This is a genomic window from Pseudaestuariivita atlantica, from assembly GCF_001205715.1.
GTDB classification, from domain to species: Bacteria; Pseudomonadota; Alphaproteobacteria; order Rhodobacterales; family Rhodobacteraceae; genus Pseudaestuariivita; species Pseudaestuariivita atlantica.
Genome location: NZ_AQQZ01000001.1, coordinates 72,233 through 91,979 on the forward strand (window position 1 = coordinate 72,233; position 19,747 = coordinate 91,979).

Annotated in this window: 22 protein-coding genes; 17 read left to right on the forward strand and 5 right to left on the reverse strand. The window is 66.2% G+C overall.

The window, feature by feature from the left end; all coding sequences use genetic code 11:
• Positions 1-9: 9 nt before the first annotated feature.
• On the reverse strand, positions 10-1,254 hold the full coding sequence (locus ATO11_RS00305) for an aminotransferase class V-fold PLP-dependent enzyme (RefSeq protein WP_050528849.1): 1,245 nt from the start codon (positions 1,252-1,254) through the stop codon (positions 10-12).
• Positions 1,255-1,480: 226 nt separating this feature from the next.
• Here ATO11_RS00305 and ATO11_RS00310 point away from each other — a divergent pair, with 226 nt between their 5' ends.
• From ATO11_RS00310 to ATO11_RS00320, 3 genes are all read left to right on the forward strand, one after another.
• The gene (locus tag ATO11_RS00310; RefSeq protein WP_050529377.1) at positions 1,481-2,083 is read left to right on the forward strand and encodes a response regulator transcription factor; all 603 of its coding nucleotides are present in this window, start codon (positions 1,481-1,483) and stop codon (positions 2,081-2,083) included.
• Positions 2,084-2,194: 111 nt separating this feature from the next.
• Positions 2,195-3,169 (forward strand): HpcH/HpaI aldolase/citrate lyase family protein, encoded by a 975-nt coding sequence (locus tag ATO11_RS00315; RefSeq protein ID WP_050528850.1) that lies wholly within the window; start codon positions 2,195-2,197, stop codon positions 3,167-3,169.
• Positions 3,170-3,325: 156 nt separating this feature from the next.
• On the forward strand, positions 3,326-3,733 hold the full coding sequence (locus ATO11_RS00320; protein WP_278044278.1) for a DUF3291 domain-containing protein: 408 nt from the start codon (positions 3,326-3,328) through the stop codon (positions 3,731-3,733).
• A gap of 290 nt (positions 3,734-4,023) precedes the next feature.
• On the opposite strand, the gene ATO11_RS00325 is transcribed toward ATO11_RS00320, so the two are convergent.
• On the reverse strand, positions 4,024-4,248 hold the full coding sequence (locus ATO11_RS00325; RefSeq protein WP_050528852.1) for a DUF1127 domain-containing protein: 225 nt from the start codon (positions 4,246-4,248) through the stop codon (positions 4,024-4,026).
• A gap of 157 nt (positions 4,249-4,405) precedes the next feature.
• Here ATO11_RS00325 and ATO11_RS21765 point away from each other — a divergent pair, with 157 nt between their 5' ends.
• The 10 genes from ATO11_RS21765 to murD all read left to right on the forward strand — a co-directional run bounded on the left by ATO11_RS21765 (position 4,406) and on the right by murD (position 14,711).
• Positions 4,406-4,732 (forward strand): hypothetical protein, encoded by a 327-nt coding sequence (locus ATO11_RS21765; protein ID WP_134643043.1) that lies wholly within the window; start codon positions 4,406-4,408, stop codon positions 4,730-4,732.
• A 389-nt stretch (positions 4,733-5,121) separates the two neighbouring features.
• Positions 5,122-5,625 (forward strand): division/cell wall cluster transcriptional repressor MraZ, encoded by a 504-nt coding sequence (gene mraZ, locus ATO11_RS00330; RefSeq protein ID WP_082176068.1) that lies wholly within the window; start codon positions 5,122-5,124, stop codon positions 5,623-5,625.
• A gap of 3 nt (positions 5,626-5,628) precedes the next feature.
• Positions 5,629-6,597, forward strand: a complete 969-nt coding sequence (rsmH, locus tag ATO11_RS00335) for a 16S rRNA (cytosine(1402)-N(4))-methyltransferase RsmH (protein WP_050528853.1) — start codon at positions 5,629-5,631, stop codon at positions 6,595-6,597.
• Positions 6,597-6,947 carry a cell division protein FtsL gene (gene ftsL / locus ATO11_RS00340; protein ID WP_050528854.1) on the forward strand — a complete coding sequence of 117 codons (351 nt, stop codon included), beginning with the start codon at positions 6,597-6,599 and terminating at the stop codon, positions 6,945-6,947. The genes rsmH and ftsL overlap by 1 nt, the downstream gene beginning before the upstream one ends.
• Complete coding sequence (locus ATO11_RS00345) at positions 6,944-8,728, forward strand: peptidoglycan D,D-transpeptidase FtsI family protein (RefSeq protein ID WP_050528855.1); 1,785 nt, start codon at positions 6,944-6,946, stop codon at positions 8,726-8,728. Before ftsL ends, ATO11_RS00345 begins: the two co-directional genes overlap by 4 nt.
• Positions 8,729-8,833: 105 nt before the next feature.
• Positions 8,834-10,318: a UDP-N-acetylmuramoyl-L-alanyl-D-glutamate--2,6-diaminopimelate ligase gene (locus tag ATO11_RS00350; protein WP_050528856.1), complete on the forward strand. Its 1,485-nt coding sequence runs from the start codon at positions 8,834-8,836 to the stop codon at positions 10,316-10,318.
• Positions 10,315-11,766, forward strand: coding sequence for a UDP-N-acetylmuramoyl-tripeptide--D-alanyl-D-alanine ligase (locus tag ATO11_RS00355; RefSeq protein ID WP_050528857.1), 1,452 nt, complete (start codon positions 10,315-10,317; stop codon positions 11,764-11,766). Before ATO11_RS00350 ends, ATO11_RS00355 begins: the two co-directional genes overlap by 4 nt.
• Positions 11,767-11,769: 3 nt before the next feature.
• Positions 11,770-12,855 (forward strand): phospho-N-acetylmuramoyl-pentapeptide-transferase, encoded by a 1,086-nt coding sequence (mraY, locus tag ATO11_RS00360; RefSeq protein WP_050528858.1) that lies wholly within the window; start codon positions 11,770-11,772, stop codon positions 12,853-12,855.
• Positions 12,856-12,984: 129 nt separating this feature from the next.
• A complete protein-coding gene (locus ATO11_RS00365; protein WP_050528859.1) occupies positions 12,985-13,233 on the forward strand; it encodes a hypothetical protein in 249 nt (82 codons plus the stop codon).
• A gap of 80 nt (positions 13,234-13,313) precedes the next feature.
• Entirely contained in the window at positions 13,314-14,711 is a 1,398-nt protein-coding gene (murD, locus tag ATO11_RS00370) for a UDP-N-acetylmuramoyl-L-alanine--D-glutamate ligase (protein WP_050528860.1), read from the forward strand.
• On the opposite strand, the gene ATO11_RS00375 is transcribed toward murD, so the two are convergent.
• The 3 genes from ATO11_RS00375 to ATO11_RS00385 all read right to left on the reverse strand — a co-directional run bounded on the left by ATO11_RS00375 (position 14,695) and on the right by ATO11_RS00385 (position 17,491).
• A complete protein-coding gene (locus tag ATO11_RS00375; RefSeq protein WP_050529379.1) occupies positions 14,695-15,879 on the reverse strand; it encodes a BaiN/RdsA family NAD(P)/FAD-dependent oxidoreductase in 1,185 nt (394 codons plus the stop codon). The two genes, murD and ATO11_RS00375, sit on opposite strands and share 17 nt — an antisense overlap.
• 90 nt (positions 15,880-15,969) lie before the next feature.
• On the reverse strand, positions 15,970-16,191 hold the full coding sequence (locus ATO11_RS00380; protein ID WP_050528861.1) for a DUF2842 domain-containing protein: 222 nt from the start codon (positions 16,189-16,191) through the stop codon (positions 15,970-15,972).
• Positions 16,192-16,195: 4 nt separating this feature from the next.
• Entirely contained in the window at positions 16,196-17,491 is a 1,296-nt protein-coding gene (locus ATO11_RS00385) for an adenylosuccinate synthase (protein WP_050529380.1), read from the reverse strand.
• A 184-nt stretch (positions 17,492-17,675) separates the two neighbouring features.
• Here ATO11_RS00385 and ATO11_RS00390 point away from each other — a divergent pair, with 184 nt between their 5' ends.
• The 4 genes from ATO11_RS00390 to ATO11_RS00405 all read left to right on the forward strand — a co-directional run bounded on the left by ATO11_RS00390 (position 17,676) and on the right by ATO11_RS00405 (position 19,657).
• Complete coding sequence (locus ATO11_RS00390; RefSeq protein WP_082176069.1) at positions 17,676-18,581, forward strand: SPFH domain-containing protein; 906 nt, start codon at positions 17,676-17,678, stop codon at positions 18,579-18,581.
• A complete protein-coding gene (locus tag ATO11_RS00395; RefSeq protein ID WP_050528862.1) occupies positions 18,578-18,859 on the forward strand; it encodes an NfeD family protein in 282 nt (93 codons plus the stop codon). The genes ATO11_RS00390 and ATO11_RS00395 overlap by 4 nt, the downstream gene beginning before the upstream one ends.
• Before the next feature lie 124 nt (positions 18,860-18,983).
• Positions 18,984-19,190 (forward strand): hypothetical protein, encoded by a 207-nt coding sequence (locus tag ATO11_RS00400; protein ID WP_050528863.1) that lies wholly within the window; start codon positions 18,984-18,986, stop codon positions 19,188-19,190.
• Positions 19,191-19,261: 71 nt separating this feature from the next.
• Positions 19,262-19,657, forward strand: coding sequence for a DUF6524 family protein (locus ATO11_RS00405; RefSeq protein ID WP_050528864.1), 396 nt, complete (start codon positions 19,262-19,264; stop codon positions 19,655-19,657).
• Positions 19,658-19,747 lie beyond the last annotated feature (90 nt).

Genomic DNA, 19,747 nt, shown 5'->3' on the forward strand with positions numbered 1-19,747 from the left:
ATGATCCTCCTATTCCGCGGCGATCGCGACGCCGTAGTGACGGTGCAGGACCGCGTCGACGTCTTCGTTGTTCACCTCGCCGCCAAGGTCGCGGATCGCCTGCGCAAAGCGGCGCACGATCTCTTCGATGGCGGATCGGTTCAACTGGTTGAGGATGCCGATGCGCACCTGCACGGGCGCCGACAGCGTCGGCCAGATGCCGAAATTCTGCGCGCGGCAATGCTGCACCAGTTCCATCTCGCGGCCCGCCAGCGACGGCGGCAGGTTCAGGACTACCAGCGACGTCATGTTCGAGGTGACCTCGCATCCCATCGCCTCGACCGCCTCGCGCAGGACCGCTTCGTGCCGGGTGTAGTCGGCGGCGCGGCTGGCGACGGATTGTTCCAGCGTCAGGCGCAGCGCCTCGTGGAAGGCGGCGACGGCATAGCCCGAATGGGTGCGGTGATAGGTGCCCTTCTCGACATCCTTGCCGTCGACGATGCCCCAGTGGCGGGCTTCGAAGATCGGGTGGTTGCCGTAGGTCGACGCGCCGGTCGCCTTCAGGCTGTCGATGAAGCGGTCGGTGAAGCTGACGGGGGCGTAGGTGAGGGGCAGGCAGCAGATGCCTTTCTGCGGGCACGAGGCCCAGCCCACGACGCCCGGAAAATCGTCGATCCGGAAGTCGCCGACGCCGAGGGAGGAGACCGCGTCGACCAGTCCCATGGCCCCGTGGGCCTCGCACGCATCCGAAAAGGCCTGCACGTCGTTGATCCGGCCCGATCCGGTTTCCCAATGCGCCATGAACGCCCATTTGGGTTTGTGTTCGGACAAGGCCGCCTCGATCACGTCGGCGGTGACCGACTGGCCGTGCGGCACCTCGATCACCGTGACGCTGGCCGCCTGCGGGTCGAGCGAGTTGGCGGCAAGCTCTTCGGTGGTGGCTGCCTTGATGCGCAGCGTCAGCGCGTCGATGCCCGAGAAGGTGCCGTTGGTGAAGGCCACGACCTTGTCACCGGGCCGCACCGCCGCGAACATCATGTCGAGCGCGGTCCAGCCGGTGCCCGCCGCGCCGAAGGTGTGCACGTTGTCGGTGCCCCAGACCTCGCGCAGCATGTGCTTGCATTCGACCATGCCGCGCAGAACGTCGGGGGTCATGTGATCGGCCACGCCCGCCGAGGCAAACCGCTGCAACACGCGTTCGTCGGTGTTGCCGGGGCCGGGGCCGGCGGCCAGCGTGTGGGGGATTTCAAGCTGCGGGAATACGTGGACGGTCATGTGCTACACCCTGTGTTTAACTGGTTGCGTCGAAATGATCGCAGCTTGCCGAACCGCACAACCTCCGTTACTCCTGCTTTTGGGTATCTAAAGGGATGGGAAATTTCCCATCCATATTGGTAAGTATCCGGTTGTATACCGTATCGATACGACCCAAATGGGTAGTTTTTTGTGATTCAGGGCCTGTTTTCAGATGGTTAACGATATCGACGAACGGATCGACGTGATGCTGGCGGATGGCAACCCGCTGGTTTTGTCGGCAATGTCCGAGATTTTCGAACGCGATCCGCGATTCTCGCTCGTGGCGACATCGGCCACGGCCGAGGGGTTCCTGGGCATGGTGATGCGGGTGCCGGTGACGGTTGGGGTGATCGACTGGAACCTGCCGGCGCTGGGCGGCGCGAAACTGATCGAGGTGCTGCGCGACCAGGAACAGGCGCCCAAGCTGGTGGTTTACGGCGAGGATGCGCGCGACCTGCCTCGGCTGGCCATGACCGCCGGGGCGGCGGGGTTCGCCGCCCGGTCGGGCGAGGTGGAGGGCCTGCTGACCACCTGCGCCGAGGTCGCCGCCGGCAAGATGGTGTTCCCCTTCATCGACGTGCGCGACCTGCAGACCGACCCGATGCAGACGCTCAGCCGCAAGGAACGCGTGATGCTCGAGGCGCTGTCGAAAGGGCTGACCAACCGCGAATTGTCGGCCGAGCTGGGCATCTCGACCAACACGGTCAAGTTTCACCTGTCGAACCTTTACGACAAGCTGAGCGTGAAGAACCGCACGCAGGCCATCGCTTTCTACTACTCGTCCCGGATGCCGGGTGGTGACACGTAATCATCTTTCTTCTGTGTGCAATTGTACGCAATAAAATTTCTTGACAGGTGGCGATTTGCCCCATCTGTCTGGCCGCCATCTTGAACCCGCCGAACAGCAGGAGTGGCGCACATGAGTTTTCACCCCATCGAACAGGCTCCGGGCCGTCTGAACCGCAGCGAGCTGGCCGTTCCGGGCTCTCAGCCGCAAATGTTTGAAAAGGCGGCGCAATCCGACGTCGATGTTATCTTCCTCGACCTCGAGGACGCGGTCGCCCCGGACGAGAAGGAACAGGCCCGCAAGAACATCATCAAGGCGCTGAACACGGTCGATTGGAACACCAAGACGATGTCGATCCGAATCAACGGACTCGACACGCATTACATGTATCGCGACGTGGTCGATATCCTTGAACAGGCAGGCGAGCGGCTGGACCTCATCATGATTCCCAAGGTCGGGACCGCCGCCGACGTCTATGCCGTCGACATGCTGGCGACGCAGGTAGAGGACGCCGTGGGCCTGACCAAGCGGGTCGGGTTCGAACATATCGTCGAGACGGCCCTCGGCATGCAGAACGTCAACGAAATCGCCGGTGCATCGAAGCGCAACGAAAGCCTGCATTTCGGGGTGGCCGATTACGCCGCGTCGATGCGGGCGCGGACCACCGTGATCGGCGGCGTGAACGAGCATTACTCGGTCCTCACCGACCCGGCGGGTGACGGGTCGCGGCAGGTGCATTGGGGCGACATGTGGCATTCGGCCATCGCCAACATGGTGGTCGCCGCGCGCGCCAACGGGTTGCGCCCCATCGACGGCCCGTTCGGCGATTTCAGCGATCCCGACGGCTACAAGGCCGCCGCCTACCGCGCCGCCGTTCTGGGCTGCGAAGGCAAGTGGGCGATCCATCCCAGCCAGATCGCGCTGGCCAACGAGGTGATGAGCCCGTCGGAGGCCGAGATCGAGAAAGCCAACCGCATCCTCGCCGCCATGGCCGAGGCCGAGGCAGCGGGCAAGGGTGCAGTGTCGCTGGACGGGCGCCTGATCGACTACGCCTCGATCCGGCAGGCCGAGGTGCTGGTGGAAAAGGCCAAGCAGATCGCGGCCTGACCACCGGCCTTAATAAGAAAGGCGCGCGCGTCCTGCCTTAGGGCGGGGTGGGCGCGCCGATCCAGCCTGAGCACGCGCATGGGTCCCGCGCGTTGACCGGGCGCGCATCGTGCCGTTACCCTGCGCAAAAGCGGGTGCACCATGGCCATTGCTCAGATGAACTGGGGTCGGATGACCCATCCCCTGACGCATCCCGACATGTCCGAACTCGCGTCCTCGCTCGACGCCGTCTATCGCGCCGCCGAACAGCATCCCGGTTTCATCTGGCGCGTCCCCGACGAGGACGCCGCCCGCCAGCTTGCCGCCCTTGGCCACGATCCGCAGATCTCGGCGACGGTGTCGGTCTGGACCGATCTGGAGACGCTCAGATCCTACACCTTTTCCGGCGCGCATGGCGCCTTCCTCGCGCGGGCGCGCGAATGGTTCGACGTGGTGGAGGGCCCGCAGCTGGTCATCTGGGACGTGCGCGCCGATCACCGGCCCACCTTCGCCGACGCTTTCGACCGGCTGGCCCATCTGCGGGACCATGGCCCGTCGCCGTGCGGCCGCGGCTGGGACGGCTAACGCGCAGGGCGCCGTCACGTCACCTGTCTGGTTCACCGGTATCCTGAAAACAAAAACGGCGACGTCCGGGAGGAGGTGGACGCCGCCGCTCTGTCTGTCCCGATGCCGAATGGGAGGAAGGCATCGGGAGGTACCGGCACGCTCCAGGGAGGAGGAGAGGAGCGGGCCGATCCGGGTTGGGCCACGAAGGACCCGAAGAAAAGAGCGGCGACATCAGGGAGGAGGTCGATGCCGCCGCAGATTACAGGCACTCCAGGGAGGAGGAGAGGAGCACCTGAACCGTGTTGTCGTTATTTCGCCTTACCGTAGGCGGCCTCGTAAGCCACCTGGTGCAGCATGGACCGGTTGAGGCCCAGGTCGTTCAGTTCGCGGGCCGACAGGGCCTGCAGTTCATTCAGCGTCTTGCGGTACACCCGGCGGCGCGTCCATGCGTCACGGATGTCTGCAACCATGCCTGCGATCCGGCTTTCACCGGCAACATGGGCCGTGGGGAAGTTCGTCGTCACGTAAGCCATTACATTGCCTCGTATGCGTCTTTTCTTGCGGTTCGAACCCATAGCTAGTCGGATTCTGCACCTGCACAACACACAGCTTGGCAATGCTGCTATGCAGCAAATGCATAAGCGATTCTGACCTGTCTTCAAAGCCTTTCCGGACCCGACCTCGGGTCACATGTCGAAAATCGCCGCCTCGGATGCGGCGTTGCCGGGGATTTGGGCAGCGATCCTGACGAGTGCCGCGGGGGCAGGCGGGTGCAGGACGGGTCGCGGCATCAGTCCCGATCCCGATCGGTGCCATGGGAAAACGTGGGACGGGGATGGGACGGCCCGTGTCTTCCGCGTGTTTCTGCGAAATTTTTGGAAAAGTTTGAGCTTGAGTGTTGTTGAAATGCACCAAAATCGCCAGATTTCCGAAATTTCTGGGAATTCATGGGACAAGTCTTTGGGTGTTGCGATGGCACTACATATTGATGTCATGGCGCCAAAAAGGACCATATGATCCGATTTTGAATCAGTTTGTTTCCAGTTTTGAACCTCGATCACGGGACATGGCCTACAAGAAGGTCACCATCGGAGGGCTACTTTCCATTGCTTCCCATAATCTCCCATGTCATCCCTATGACCGTGATGAACGCGGGACGGGGCGACCAAGACCCCAGACCCACACCAAAACAAAAACAAAAAAAGCAGGTTTCATACAGGCACCCGCTTTCATCACACCAAGGATCCGGCGCGCGGGCGAGCAGACATCCCCCCAGGTGGCGCGCGCAGCTGGACACTCCCGGAGACGGGACGAGGGCGGCGAGTAGGGCAGTGGCAGCAGCTCTACTCGCCGTTTCCCATTCCGGGACCCGCAAAGTCAACAACGGGGGGGAGAGAAGGACGAGCGTGGCACGAAAGGTGTTCCGCGGCGAGAGCCACCACAAGGTGGACACGAAGGGACGGGTCTCGATTCCCGCCACCTATCGCCGTGTGCTCGAAGCTTCCGACCCCAACTGGCGTGACGGCGACAACCCCGAACTGGTCATTGTCTACGGCGATCACCGCAAGAAACACCTTGATTGCTACACGATCGAGGCGATCGAGGAGGTCGACGCCAAGATCGCGGCGATGCCGCGCGGCTCGAAAGAGCGCAAGGTGCTGCAACGCCTGTTCCACGGGCAATCCTTTCCCACCAACGTGGACGAAACCGGGCGGCTGGTCCTGCCGGCCAAGCTGCGCCAGAAGATCGGGCTGGAAGGCGAGGCGTTCTTCATCGCCGCGGGCGACACGTTCCAGATCTGGAAGCCCGAAACCTACGAGGCCGAGGAACTTGCGGCGACCGAGGATTACCTCGACGAATTGCCGGACGACTTCGATCCGCTGGAATTCCTGGACAAGGCAGGCGGGTGACCGATGATGGCGGTACGTCCCACCCCCGTTCCGCACATCCCCGTCCTGATCCGCCCGCTGATCGCGGCGGTCTCCCCGGTTACGGGCCATTGGGTCGACGGCACCTTCGGCGCGGGCGGCTATACCCGCGCGTTGCTTGAAGCGGGCGCAACCCACGTCACCGCCATTGACCGCGACCCGCTGGCCTTTGAACTGGCCGCGCCCTGGGCCGATGACCGGATCACCATGGTCGAGGACGTCTTTTCCAACCTCGACGCGCATGTGTCGGACGTGGACGGTGTCGTGCTGGATCTTGGCGTGTCGTCGATGCAGCTTGACCGGGCCGAACGCGGCTTTTCGTTCCAGAAGGACGGGCCGCTCGACATGCGCATGTCGCAATCGGGGCCGACGGCGGCGGACATCATCGCCGACGCGACCGAGGCCGAACTGGCCGACATTCTTTATGTCTACGGGGAAGAACGCGCCTCCCGCCGGATCGCCCGCGCGATCAAGGCCGCCTGGCCACTCGACACGACTTTGGCGCTGGCCGAGGTGATCGAGGGCCAGTTGCCCCGCGCCAAACCCGGCCAGTCCCACCCCGCGACCCGCAGTTTCCAGGCGCTGCGCATCGCGGTGAACGCCGAATATGACGAACTTTATCAAGGACTTATGGCGGCGGAACGCGCCTTGAAGCCCGGCGGCGCGCTGGCGGTCGTGACCTTCCACTCGGTCGAGGACCGGATGGTCAAACGCTTCCTGCAATCGCGTGCGGGCGCAACCGGCAACGCCAACCGCTTCGCGCCCGAAACCTCCCGCGCGGATCCCGCCTTCACGCTTGTCAGCCGCAAGGCGATCCAGCCGGACGAGGCGGAACTGGCCGAAAATCCCCGCGCGCGGTCGGCGCTGTTGCGCGTGGCGCGCCGGACCGACGCGCCGGCGGGCGAGATCGACGCGAAAACGATTGGTGTACCAAGTGTGAAAGGGCGGCGCTGATGCGGTCTTTCCTTTATATCCTGACATCCTGCGCGGTGATCGCGCTGGCCTTCTGGGCCTACCGCGAGAATTACGCCACGCAAGAGGCGCTGTCGAAAACCGAGACGTTGCAACGGGATATCGGCATCGCCCGCGCCCGGCTGAAGGTGTTGCGCGCGGAATGGGCCTATCTCAACCGGCCCGAACGCCTGCGTGACCTGGCCGAGATCAATTACGAACGCCTGGGCCTCGCGCCGCTCAGGGCTGACCAGTTCGGGCGCATTGACCAGGTGACCTACCCGGTCGAGCCCTTGATCGAGATCACCACGCCCATCGACATCTCGTCGCAGAACGCGGAGACGCAGCCATGATCCGCACGCCGCTTCGCCCGCTGGCCCGCATCCTTGACGCGCGGCAGAAAGGCCAGAACCCCGACGCCATCGAACGCGAGAACGTGCGCATCCGGCACGAACAGATGCGCGATGCCGCGCGCATCCGGGCCGAGGGACGTTTGCTTGTACTCGCCGGGCTGTTCCTGCTGGGGTTCATGGCCATCGGTGCGCGGATGGGGGCCTTGTCGGCGTCGGAGCCGTCCGAGCCGCGCGCGCAGGGCGCCGGGGCCTCGATCATCGCGCAGCGTGCCGACATCGTCGACCGCAAGGGGCGGATGCTGGCGACGAACATGGACACGTTCTCGCTTTATGCCCATCCCCAACAAATGATCGACGCGCCCGCCGCGATCGACGGCCTGCTGAAAATCTTCCCCGATCTCAAGCGCGAGCGGCTGGAGAAGGATTTCCTCGGCAAGCGCAAGTTCGTCTGGGTCAAGAAGAAGCTGAGCCCGGAACAGAAACAGGCGGTGCACGACTTGGGTGAGCCGGGCCTGTTGTTCGGCCCGCGCGAGATGCGGCTGTATCCCAACGGCGCGCTGGCCGCGCATGTTCTCGGCGGTGCGCAGTTCGGCAAGGAAGGCGTGCACGCCGCCGAGGTGCTGGGCGTCGCGGGCGTCGAAAAGGTGTTCGACGAGGCGCTGCGTGATCCCGCGAACGGGGGCCGCCCGCTTCAGGTCTCGCTCGACCTGACGGTGCAGGCGGCGTCCGAAGAGGTGCTGTGGGGCGGGATGAAGCTCCTGAATGCCAAGGGCGCTTCCTCGGTCCTGATGGACGTGCGCACGGGCGAGGTGATCTCGATCGTCAGCCTGCCCGATTTCGATCCCAACAACCGCCCGCGCCCGCCGGTCGAGGGCGCGCCGGATGACAGCCCGCTCTTCAACCGGGCGGTGCAGGGCGTGTACGAGCTTGGCTCGGTCTTCAAGATCTTCACGGTCGCGCAGGCGCTAGACCTCGGGCTGGTGAACGCGGCGACCCCGATCAACACCTCGACCCCGATCAAGATCGGCGGCTTCACGATCAAGGAATTCAAGAACAAGGATTACGGCACGATCAGCGTGTCGGACGTGCTTGTGAAATCGTCGAACCGGGGTACCGGACGGCTGGCGCTGCAGATCGGGGCCAAGCGGCAGAAGGCGTTCCTTGACGCGCTGGGCTTCTTCGATCCCACCCCGTTCGAAATTTTCGAGGCCCGCGCGGGCAAGCCACTCCTGCCGAAACGGTGGGGAGATTTGTCTACGGTGACAATATCTTACGGGCACGGACTGTCGTCATCTCCGCTGCATCTGGCGGCCGGTTATGCCGCGATCGCGAACGGCGGATATGCCGTGCGTCCGACCATCCTGAAACAGCCGGGACCGGTGCTTGGCCCGCGGGTGATGTCGCCCGCCGCCGCCGAACAGGCGCGCGCCATGCTGCGCAAGGTCGTGACCGAGGGCACCGCCTCTTTCGGCGAGGTGCCGGGCTATCACGTGGGCGGCAAGACCGGATCGGCGGACAAGCCCAAGCCGCGCGGCGGGTATTATACCGACCGCCTGATTTCGACCTTCGCCTCGATCTTCCCGGCGCATGACCCGGCCTACGTGCTGGTCGTCACCTTCGACGAGCCGGTCGAGACCTCGGGCGAGAAACCGCGCCGCACGGCGGGCTGGACGGCGGTGCCGGTCGCGGCGGAAATGATCGGGCGGATCGCGCCGCTCTTGGGCCTGCGGCCCGACGTGACACCCGGCCAGCTTCCCGGCATCACGCTCACCGGCAACTGAGGCGCGCGGGCCGCGCCCGCAATCCCCATGGTATCCGCCCGCATGTTGCGTTAATCTTTCGCCCAACAGCGGGGCAAACCCGCGCGAGCGGTACGAGGGCGCGCCATGGCGGCATCTTCACGGACGTTGACGGACCTAGGTCTGCACGCTCAGGGCGGGCGCGAGGTCGAGGTCACGGGCCTGTCGGTCGACAGCCGCGCCGTGAGGCCGGGCCACCTCTTCGCCGCGCTTCCCGGCAGCCGCGTCCACGGGGCCGAGTTCATTCAATACGCCCTGCGGATGGAGGCCTCGGCGATCCTGACCGATGCCGACGGCGCGCGCATCGCGGCGGACGTGATCGCCGAACATGACCCGGCCCTGATCATCGCCGCCGATCCCCGGCAGGCCCTGTCGGGCGCGGCGGCGCTGTGGTTCGGCGCGCAGCCGCCGGTGATGGTCGCGGTCACCGGCACCAACGGCAAGACCAGCGTGGCGAGCTTCGTGCGCCAGATCTGGATCGCGCTGGGGGAGAAGGCCGTGAACCTCGGCACCACGGGGGTCGAGGGCGTGTGGACCGCGCCGCTGGCGCACACCACGCCCGAACCCATCACGCTGCACCGGGCGCTGGCCGAGGCGGCGGCGAACGGCGTCACCCATGCCGCGATGGAGGCATCGTCGCACGGGCTTGACCAGAAAAGGCTCGACGGGGTGCACCTGACGGCGGCAGGGTTCACCAATTTCACGCAGGATCACCTCGATTACCACGAAACCTTCGATGCCTATTTCGAGGCCAAGGCAGGCCTTTTCACTCGCGTTCTGTCGCCCGAGGGCACGGCGGTCATCAATATCGACGATCTGCGCGGGCCAGACATGGCGGCGCTGGCCGAAGGACGCGGGCAGACGATCCTGCGCGTGGGCACTGGGGCGGACGCCCATCTGCGCCTGACGGCCCAGCGGTTCGACGCCACCGGGCAGGACATCCGCATCGCGTGGCACGACGCGCCGCACCAGGTGCGCCTGTCGCTGATCGGCGGGTTCCAGGCGGAAAACGTGCTGATCGCGGCGGGCCTCGTGCATGCATGCGGTGCCCCGATGGAGGACGTCCTGCGCGCGCTGCCCGAGCTTGAAACCGTGCGCGGCCGGATGCAACTGGCCGCGACCCGAGAGAACGGTGCGGCGGTGTTCGTCGATTACGCCCACACGCCCGACGCGGTCTCGACCGCGCTGAAGGCGCTGCGCCCGCACGTGATGGGCCGGCTTGTGGCGGTGGTGGGCGCGGGCGGGGACCGGGACGCCGGCAAGCGCCCCCTGATGGGGCAGGCCGCGGCAGAGAATGCGGACGTGGTATTCGTCACCGACGACAACCCGCGCAGCGAGGATCCCGCGCTGATCCGCGCCGCCGTGCTGGACGGCGCGCCCGACGCCGTGGAGGTCGGCGACCGGGCCGAGGCGATCCTGCGCGCCGTGGACGCGCTGCAGCCGGGCGATGCGCTGCTAATCGCGGGCAAGGGGCACGAAACCGGGCAGATCGTGGGAGATGCGGTGCTGCCCTTCGACGATGCCGAACAGGCCAGCGTGGCCGTGGCCGCGCTTGACGGGAGGCTTGCATGACACTCTGGACAGCCCAGGACGCCGCCGCCGCGACGGGTGGCAGGGCCACCACGGACTGGGCGGCCACCGGCGTCTCCATCGACACGCGCACGCTGGAACCGGGTGACCTGTTCGTCGCGTTGCAGGCGGCGCGGGACGGGCATGAATTCGTGGCACAGGCGCTGGAGAAGGGCGCCGCCGCCGCGCTGGTGTCGCGCGTGCCGGACGGCGTGGCCGAGGACGCCCCGCTTCTGATCGTGGAAGACGTTCTGACCGCGCTCGAAGACCTCGGGCGCGCGGGCCGTGCGCGGACCGGCGCGCGGGTCGTGGCGGTGACCGGGTCGGTCGGCAAGACCTCGACCAAGGAAATGCTGCGCACGGTGCTGGAACGGCAGGGGCGCACCCATGCCTCGGTCAAGTCCTACAACAACCACTGGGGCGTGCCGCTGACGCTGGCGCGGATGCCCGCCGATACCGACTACGCGGTGATCGAGATCGGCATGAACCATCCCGGAGAGATCGCGCCCCTTTCGCGCCTCGCGCGCCCGCATGTCGCGATGGTCACCAATGTCGCGCCCGTGCATCTCGAAGCCTTCGATGACGGGCTGGTGGGGATCGCGCGCGAAAAGGCCTCGATCGTCGAGGGGATCGAGGACGCCGCCGACGACAAGGCCAGCGTCCTGTGCGCCGACGTGCCCGAAGAGGCCTATAAGGAGCTGGACCTGACCACGCCGGAGATCCGGCGGTTCTGGTACGGGAGCGAAGACGACAACCCGTGGCATCTGCGCAAGGTCACGCTCACCGACAGCGCTACGGTGGTCGAGGCGACGACGCCGCATGGCCCGGTCATGTTCAAGCTGTCGGTACCGGGCAAGCATTTCGCCATCAACGCGCTGGGCGTGCTGGCCGCGGTCGAGGCGCTGGGCGCCGATCCGGTGCTGGCGGCGCTGGACATCGCCCGCTGGACACCGCCCGAAGGGCGCGGCACGCGCGAGCGGCGCTTGCTCGACCCGATCGACGAAGCCACCGGGTTCGAACTGATCGACGACGCCTACAACGCCAACCCGACCTCGATGGCCGCCGCGCTGGAAGTGCTGTCCGTGACCCGCCCCCGCGACGGGATCGGGCGCGTCGCGCGCGGGCGCCGGATCGCGATCCTTGGCGACATGCTTGAACTTGGCCCGGACGAGGCGGCGATGCATGCCGGGCTGGCCGACCTGCCGGCGATGGAAAGCCTCGCGCAGGTGCATTGCGTCGGACCCCGCATGCGCGCGCTCTACGATGCCCTGCCCGAGGCGGTCCGGGGCCGGTGGGCCGAAACCGCGCCCGACCTCGCCGCCAAGGCCCACACGCTGATCGATGCCGGTGACGTGGTGCTGGTTAAAGGATCGTTAGGCAGCAAGGTTTCGCAGGTGGTGGACGGCCTGCGCAAAATAAGCCATCCGGTGGCGACAGATGACGAGGGATAGTTCATGCTTTACTGGTTGACCCTGCTTTCGGACGACGGCGGCTTTTTCAACCTCTTCCGCTACATCACCTTCCGGGCGGGCGGGGCGTTCTTTACCGCGTTGATCTTTGGTTTCGTCTTCGGACGGCCGCTGATCAACGTGCTGCGCAAGCGGCAGGGCAAGGGCCAGCCGATCCGCGACGACGGCCCCGAAGGCCATTTCGTCAAGGCGGGCACGCCCACCATGGGGGGCCTCCTGATCCTGACCGCGCTTCTCACCTCGACGCTGCTCTGGGCGCGGCTCGACAATCCCTATATCTGGATGATCCTGTTCGTCACCCTGTCCTTCGGGGCGATCGGGTTCGCCGACGATTATGCCAAGGTGTCCAAGCAGAACACCGCCGGCGTGCCGGGCAAGGTCCGCCTGCTGCTGGGCTTCGTGATCGCCGCGATCGCCGCGTTCTGGGCCGTGTATTTCCATCCCGAACCGCTGCAGAACCAGCTGGCGCTGCCGGTCTTCAAGGACGTGCTGATCAACCTCGGCTACCTGTTTTTCATACCTTTCGCGATGATCGTGATCGTGGGTTCGGCCAACGCGGTGAACCTCACCGACGGGCTTGACGGGCTGGCGATCATGCCGGTGATGATCGCGTCGGCGACGCTGGGGATCATTGCCTATGCCGTGGGGCGTGTCGACTTTACCGAGTATCTCGACGTGCATTACGTGCCCGGAACCGGAGAGATCCTGATCTTCGCCGCCGGGCTGATCGGCGGGGGGCTGGGCTTTCTGTGGTACAACGCGCCACCGGCGGCCGTGTTCATGGGCGATACCGGGTCGCTGGCGCTGGGCGGCGCGCTGGGCGCGATTGCCGTGGCCACCAAGCACGAGATCGTGCTGGCCATCGTCGGCGGCATCTTCGTGGTCGAGGCGCTGTCGGTCATCATCCAGGTCCTCTACTTCAAGCGCACCGGAAAACGCGTGTTCCTGATGGCCCCGATTCACCATCATTACGAGAAGAAGGGCTGGGCGGAGCCGCAGATCGTGATCCGGTTCTGGATCATCTCGCTGATCCTCGCGATGATCGGACTGGCGACGCTGAAGGTCCGCTGACGCGCCTGCCGAAACCCTGAAATCCGCACACCCGTTTGCAACGCCCGGCCTCCGCGCCGGGCGTTCGTCGTTAAGCATTCGTTAAGTTCGGCGGTGATTTTATACAAAAGGATAGGTATCCCTGACCGCATGATACGCTTCGCTACCATCCTGCTGACCTTTTGCTACGCTGCCGGTGCCTCGGCCTTCGAAGTCGAACGGCCCTTGCCCGACTGTTTCGTGGGCGATCCCACCTGCGGGGTCAGCGCCGGGGCGGGCTGGAAACTGGTGGCACCGGCGCAGTGCGTGGCCGCCATGTCGACCGAAGCGCGGGCCATGGCCGCGTCGCTGGGCGCCTATCCCGAGGATACCTGCACCGGAAACGAAAAGACCGGCTGAACCGGGCCGGGGCCCGCGGCCTCTGGACCGGCAGGCGACAATCCCTTACCCAAGCGTGACCATTCACGGCGGAGGGGCGGATGATCCCGGTCACAGGTGTTTCGGGCGAAACCATCGCCGTCCTCGGGCTTGGCCGTTCGGGCCTGACCGCGGCCCGCGCGCTGCGCGAAGGCGGTGCGACGGTTCTCTGCTGGGATGACAACCCCGCCGCGCGTGACACCGCCGAAACCGAAGGGTTCGAGGTGCGCGACCTTATGAAACAGGGCGCTTTCGACGGGATCGCCGCGCTGATCACCTCGCCCGGCATCCCGCATCTCTACCCCGCGCCGAACCCGGTGATCGCGCGGGCCTATGAGGCGGGCATCCCCGTCGACAACGATATCGGCCTGTTCTTCCGCTCCTACGCCACCCGCGCATGGGAAAAGTTCGACACATCGCCCAAGGTCATCGCGGTAACCGGGTCGAACGGCAAATCGACGACCTCGGCCCTGATCCACCACGTCCTTGTCGACGCGGGGCGCCCGGCGCAGCTTGCAGGCAATATCGGGCGCGGGGTGCTGGACCTCGACCCCGCCATCGACGGCGAGGTGGTGGTGCTGGAACTGTCGTCCTACCAGACCGACCTCGCGCGCAGCCTGACGCCGGACGTGGCGGTGTTCACCAACCTCTCGCCCGACCACCTTGACCGGCATGCAGGCTTCGGCGGCTATTTCGCCGCCAAGCGCCGGCTGTTCGCCGAGGGCGGACCGGACCGCGCCGTGATCGGCGTGGACGAGGTCGAAGGGCGTTACCTCGCCGCGCAGATGGCCGAGGGCGCGGCGGATGACCGGGTGATCCGCGTCTCTTCGGGGACCAAGCTGACGGGTCCGGGGTGGTCGGTCTTCGCCCGCAAGGGGTTTCTGGCGGAGACGCGCAAGGGGCGGCAGGTGGCGTCGATCGACCTGCGCGGGATCAAGGGCCTGCCGGGGGCGCACAATCACCAGAACGCCTGCGCGGCCTATGCCGCCGCGCGCGCGCTGGGCCTTGCGCCGCGCCAGATCGAGGCCGCGCTGAAAACCTTCCCCGGCCTGCCGCACCGGTCGCAACTGATCGCCGAGGCGGACGGGATCGCCTTTGTCAACGACAGCAAGGCCACGAACGTGGACAGCGCGGTGATGGCGCTGCGCGCCTACGAGCGCATCCGCTGGATCTGTGGCGGGCTGCAGAAGGAAGGCGGGCTCGACGCGCTGGCGGCAGAGACGGGCAACGTGCGCAAGGCCTATGTCATCGGGCGCGAGGCGGCGCAGTTCGCGCTGGGCCTTGGAGGGGTGGAGGCGCAGGTCTGCACCACCATGGCCGCCGCGGTGGAGGCCGCCATGCAGGAGGCCGAACCGGGCGACACGGTGCTTCTGGCACCCGCCGCGGCCAGTTTCGACCAGTACGACAATTTCGAATTGCGCGGCGACGATTTCGTGGCCGAGGTCACCGCGCGGCTGTGATCGCCTCCGCCGCGGCCACCGCCGACGACCACGCCCACTGGAAATTGTAGCCGCCCAGCCAGCCGGTCACGTCCACCGCCTCGCCGATGGCGTAAAGGCCGGGGACGGTTTTCGCCTCCATCGTCTTCGACGACAGATCGTCGGTGTCGATGCCGCCGAGCGTGACCTCCGCCGTGCGGTAGCCTTCCGATCCGGTGGGGGAGAGCGTCCAGCCGCGCAGCGCGCGTTCGACCTCGTCGATGGCGGTGTCGCTGCAATCGGCCACTCGGCGGTCGAGCCCCAGATCGGCGGCAAGATGCTGCACCAGCCGCTGCGGCAGGTGGCGGGCGAGCACCGAGGAGAGCTGCACGCGCCCCGCCTCGGCCCGTTGTGCGCGCAGCGCGGGCGCAAGCCTGCCCGCCGGGTCGAGGTCGATCCGCACCCCGTCGCCTTCCCGCCAATAGGTCGAGACCTGCAGGATCGCGGGGCCGGAGAGGCCGCGATGGGTGAAGAGCATCGCCTCGTCAAAGGCCGCGCCCCCGGCGCTGGCCGTGACCGGCGTGGCGACGCCCGACAGCCCCGCGAAGGGCTGGCCGTCGAAGGTGAGGGGGACAAGCGCGGGCCGCGTGTCGGTGACCCGCAGCCCGAATTGCCTTGCGAGGTCATAAGCCAGCCCCGTCGCGCCCATCTTGGGGATCGACTTGCCGCCCGTGGCCAGAACGACGGCGCGGGCGGTGACCCGCTCGTCGCGCCCGTTACGCGCGAGCCTCGCTTCGAACTGCGCGCCGTTGTGGGCTAGGGAGGTGAGGCTGGTGTCGAGCCGCAGGTCGGCATGGGCCATCTCGGCGCGCAGCATGTCGACTACCTGCGTCGACTTGCCGTCACAGAATAGCTGCCCCAGCGTCTTTTCGTGCCACGCGATGCCGTGCCGGTCCACGAGGTCGATGAAGTCCCATTGCGTGTAGCGGGCGAGCGCGGACTTGGCGAAATGCGGGTTGTGGCTGACGAAGCGTGCGGGTTCGACGCCGAGATTGGTGAAATTGCAGCGCCCGCCGCCGGAGATGCGGATCTTCTCCCCCGGTTTCGCGGCGTGGTCGATCACCATGACGCGGCCCGTGCAGCGGGCGGCGCACATCATGCCGGCGGCGCCCGCGCCGAGGATCAGCGTGTCGGTTTCGGTGTGTCGCATCGTGCGGAGCGCGGGATGGTGGGCCGGGAACCGGGGGTTCCACCCCCGGACCCCCGACATATTTTCAAAGAGAAGAAGGGGTGGGTCGGGTCAGGTGTCGGCATCGGGGTCGGCCTGGCCCACGCCCTTGAAGATGAACTTGAAGGGCAGCGCCCAGAGCACGCCGAGGAGGACGTAGACCAGGAGCTCCACCAGGATCGACGGGCGGTCGAGCCAGTTGATGACCGTGATGCAGGCCACGATGTAGAGCGGCATGCCCACGAGCAGGATGATGAGCGACCAGCGCCGCCGTGCCTTGTAGCTGAGTGCCATGTCCTCAATCCGCGAAAGGGTCTGTCACGAGGATGGTGTCCTCGCGTTCGGGTGAGGTGGAGACTAGGGCGACGGGGCAGTCGATCAATTCCTCGATCCGCCGCACGTACTTGATCGCCTGCGCGGGAAGGTCGGCCCAGGACCGGGCGCCCGCCGTGCTGTCGGACCAGCCTTCCATTTCCTCGTAGACCGGCATGCAGCGCGCCTGCTGGTCGGCGGCGGTGGGCAGGTAGTCGAGGCGGGTGCCGTCGAGGTCGTAGCCGGTGCAGATCTTCAGCGTCTCGAACCCGTCGAGCACGTCGAGTTTCGTCAGCGAGATGCCGTTGACGCCCGAGGTGGCGCAGGTCTGTTTCACGAGGCAGGCATCGAACCAGCCGCAGCGGCGCTTGCGTCCCGTGGTGGTGCCGAATTCGTGGCCGCGCTCGCCCAGCCGCTGGCCGTCATCGTCGTGCAGTTCCGAGGGAAAGGGGCCTTCGCCGACGCGGGTGGTGTAGGCCTTGGTGATGCCGAGCACGTAGTCGATGGCACCGGGGCCGAGGCCCGTGCCGGTCGCCGCCTGTCCCGCGATCACGTTCGAGGAGGTCACGAAGGGGTAGGTGCCGAAGTCGATGTCCAGCAGCGCGCCTTGCGCCCCTTCGAACAGGATGCGGTGACCCGCCTTGCGGCGTTCGTTCAGCACCTTCCAGACCGGGGCCGCGAAAGGCAGGATCCTGGGGCCAAGCGAGCTCAGTTTCGCGATCAGCGCGTCGCGGTCTATGGCCTCGATCCCGAGGCCTTTGCGCAGCGGGTCGTGGTGCTGCAGCGCCCGGTCCACCCGCGCGGCCAGCGTGGCCGCGTCGGCCAGATCGGCCACGCGGACCGACCGGCGGCCGACCTTGTCCTCGTAGGCGGGGCCGATGCCGCGGCCGGTCGTGCCGATCTTTGTCCCTTGCGAGGCGGCTTCCTCGCGCGCGCGGTCGAGTTCGCCGTGGAAGGGCAGGATCAGGGGCGTGTTCTCGGCGATCATCAGCGTGTCGGGGGTGATCTCGACACCCTGCGCGCGCACGGTTTCGATCTCGTCCAGCAGGTGCCACGCGTCGAGCACCACGCCGTTGCCGATCACCGAGAGCTTGCCGCCGCGCACCACGCCCGAGGGCAGGGCGTGCAGCTTGTAGACCGCGCCGTCGATCACCAGCGTGTGGCCTGCATTGTGCCCGCCCTGGAAGCGGCAGATCACGTCGGCGCGTTCCGACAGCCAATCGACGATCTTGCCCTTGCCCTCGTCACCCCACTGGGTGCCCACGACCACCACGTTCGCCATGTGCCTTGCGCCCTTTGCCTGCGTCAAACCCGCGTCCGTATAGCGGCGGCGCGACCCGTGCGAAACCTGAAAATGCGCCGCCGCGCCGCCGGGCCGCGTGCATTTGCACCGAACCGGGACCCGTGCCACACTTCTTGAAAGGGGCCTGCCGGGTTCCCATATTTTCAGTATACAAAAGCATACAATGGAGGGATTGGTGGAAGACTTTCTTCTTGATTTTGCCGGGCAGAACGCGGTCTGGATCGCGCTCGCCGTGTTCCTGGTTCTGTGCGTCCTGCTGGGCGTGCGGATCGTGCCGCAAAGCCAGAAATTCGTGGTCGAACGGTTCGGGCGGCTGCATTCGGTGCTGGGGCCGGGGATCAACCTGATCGTGCCGTTCCTCGACAAGGTGGCGCACCGGATCTCGATCCTCGAACGGCAATTGCCCAATGCCAGCCAGGACGCGATCACCAGCGACAACGTGCTGGTGCAGGTGGAAACCTCGGTCTTCTACCGCATCCTCGAACCGGAAAAGACGGTGTATCGCATCCGCGACGTGGACGGGGCGATCTCGACCACCGTGGCGGGGATCGTGCGGGCCGAGATCGGCAAGATGGAACTGGACGAGGTGCAGTCCAACCGCAACCAGCTGATCGCCGAGATCAAGAAGCTGGTGGAAAGCGCGGTGGATGACTGGGGGATCGAGGTGACGCGGGCCGAGATCCTTGACGTGAACCTCGACCAGGCGACGCGCGACGCCATGCTGCAGCAACTGAACGCCGAACGCGCCCGACGCGCGCAGGTGACCGAGGCGGAGGGGCAGAAACGCTCGGTCGAGCTGAACGCCGATGCCGAGCTGTACGCGGCAGAGCAATCCGCCAAGGCCCGCCGCATCCAGGCCGAGGCGGAGGCCTACGCGACCGAGATCGTCGCCAAGGCGATCCGCGAGAACGGGATCGAGGCGGCGCAGTACAACGTCGCTCTGAAACAGGTGGAGGCGCTGGGCGCCGTCGCGCAGGGGCAGGGCAACCAGACGGTGGTGCTGCCGTCGGATGCGGTGGACAGTTTCGCCGATGCGTTCAAGATGCTCTTCGGGAGGAAAAGCCAATGATGACGACATGGTGGGCCTGGGCCGCGGCCGCGCTGGTGCTGGGCGTGATCGAGATGCTGGCGCCGGGCTTCGTGTTCCTCGGGTTCGCGATCGGGGCGGGCGTGGTTGCGCTTTTGTTGCTGGTGGGCGGGCCGTTCGCGGTGTGGATGACGGGCAATCTTGCGCTGCTGTTCGTGGTCTTTGCGGCGCTGTCGCTGCTGGCGTGGATCGCGCTGCGGGCGGTGTTCGGGCGGCCCGGGCAGGCGCCCAAGCGGTTCGAACATGACATAAACGAGTGATCGTTCCGCAGGATTTACACATTTTTGTGGGTGGTGAACCTGACAGTCTTGGGCTACACTGGTCCTGAACCTGCACGGCACGCGGTTCGCCAACGCGCGCCTAGACCGGATCGGACGACTACCCATGGCGGATCAACAGCTTGTTTTGGAAATCCTCAAGGACATCCAGGCCCGGCAATCCCGGACCGAGGCGAAGCTTGATACCATGATGCGGCGCATGTCCACGAACGAGGAAGCGGTGGCCAACACCCAGCGATCAGTCGATGACCTTGGCCGCTGGCTGGATGACCTGATCAAGGCCGCCGACCTCAACACCGCGTCCGGAGGCTGACGGGCGCGCACCCCTTGCCCCGGATACCCGGCTTGCGCTAGGCCGCGAGCAGAGTAATCCGGAGGCGTCTGATGGGGTTCCTGTTTCGCTGGCTGTTCGCGTTTGTCCTGCTGGCGCTGACCTTCAATCCCACACCGTGGAATTATGTCGCGTGGAGCCTGCGCAGTTACGAGGCCTCGCTGCCTCTGGTGGTGCTCAGCGGGCTGCTTCTGCTGGTGGGCTACATCATTTACCTGCGCGCCACGCTGCGCTCTATCGGGCTGTTCGGGATGGTGCTGGTCTTGGCGGTTGTCGCCGCCGCGGTCTGGGTGCTGTTCGACCTGAGCTGGCTGCGGCTCGACAATCCTGACGTGACGCTCTGGCTCGGCATCTTCGCGCTGTCGCTGGTGCTGGGCATCGGGCTCAGCTGGTCGATCGTGCGCCGCGCTCTGTCGGGACAGGCCGATGTCGACGATGTCGAGGAGTGACGTGCGGGCCGATGTCGCGCAATGGGCTAGCGCGATGGGCGAATTGCCGCTAGAGTAGTGCCAAAGCCCCCAAAGAGGGGCGGGTATCGA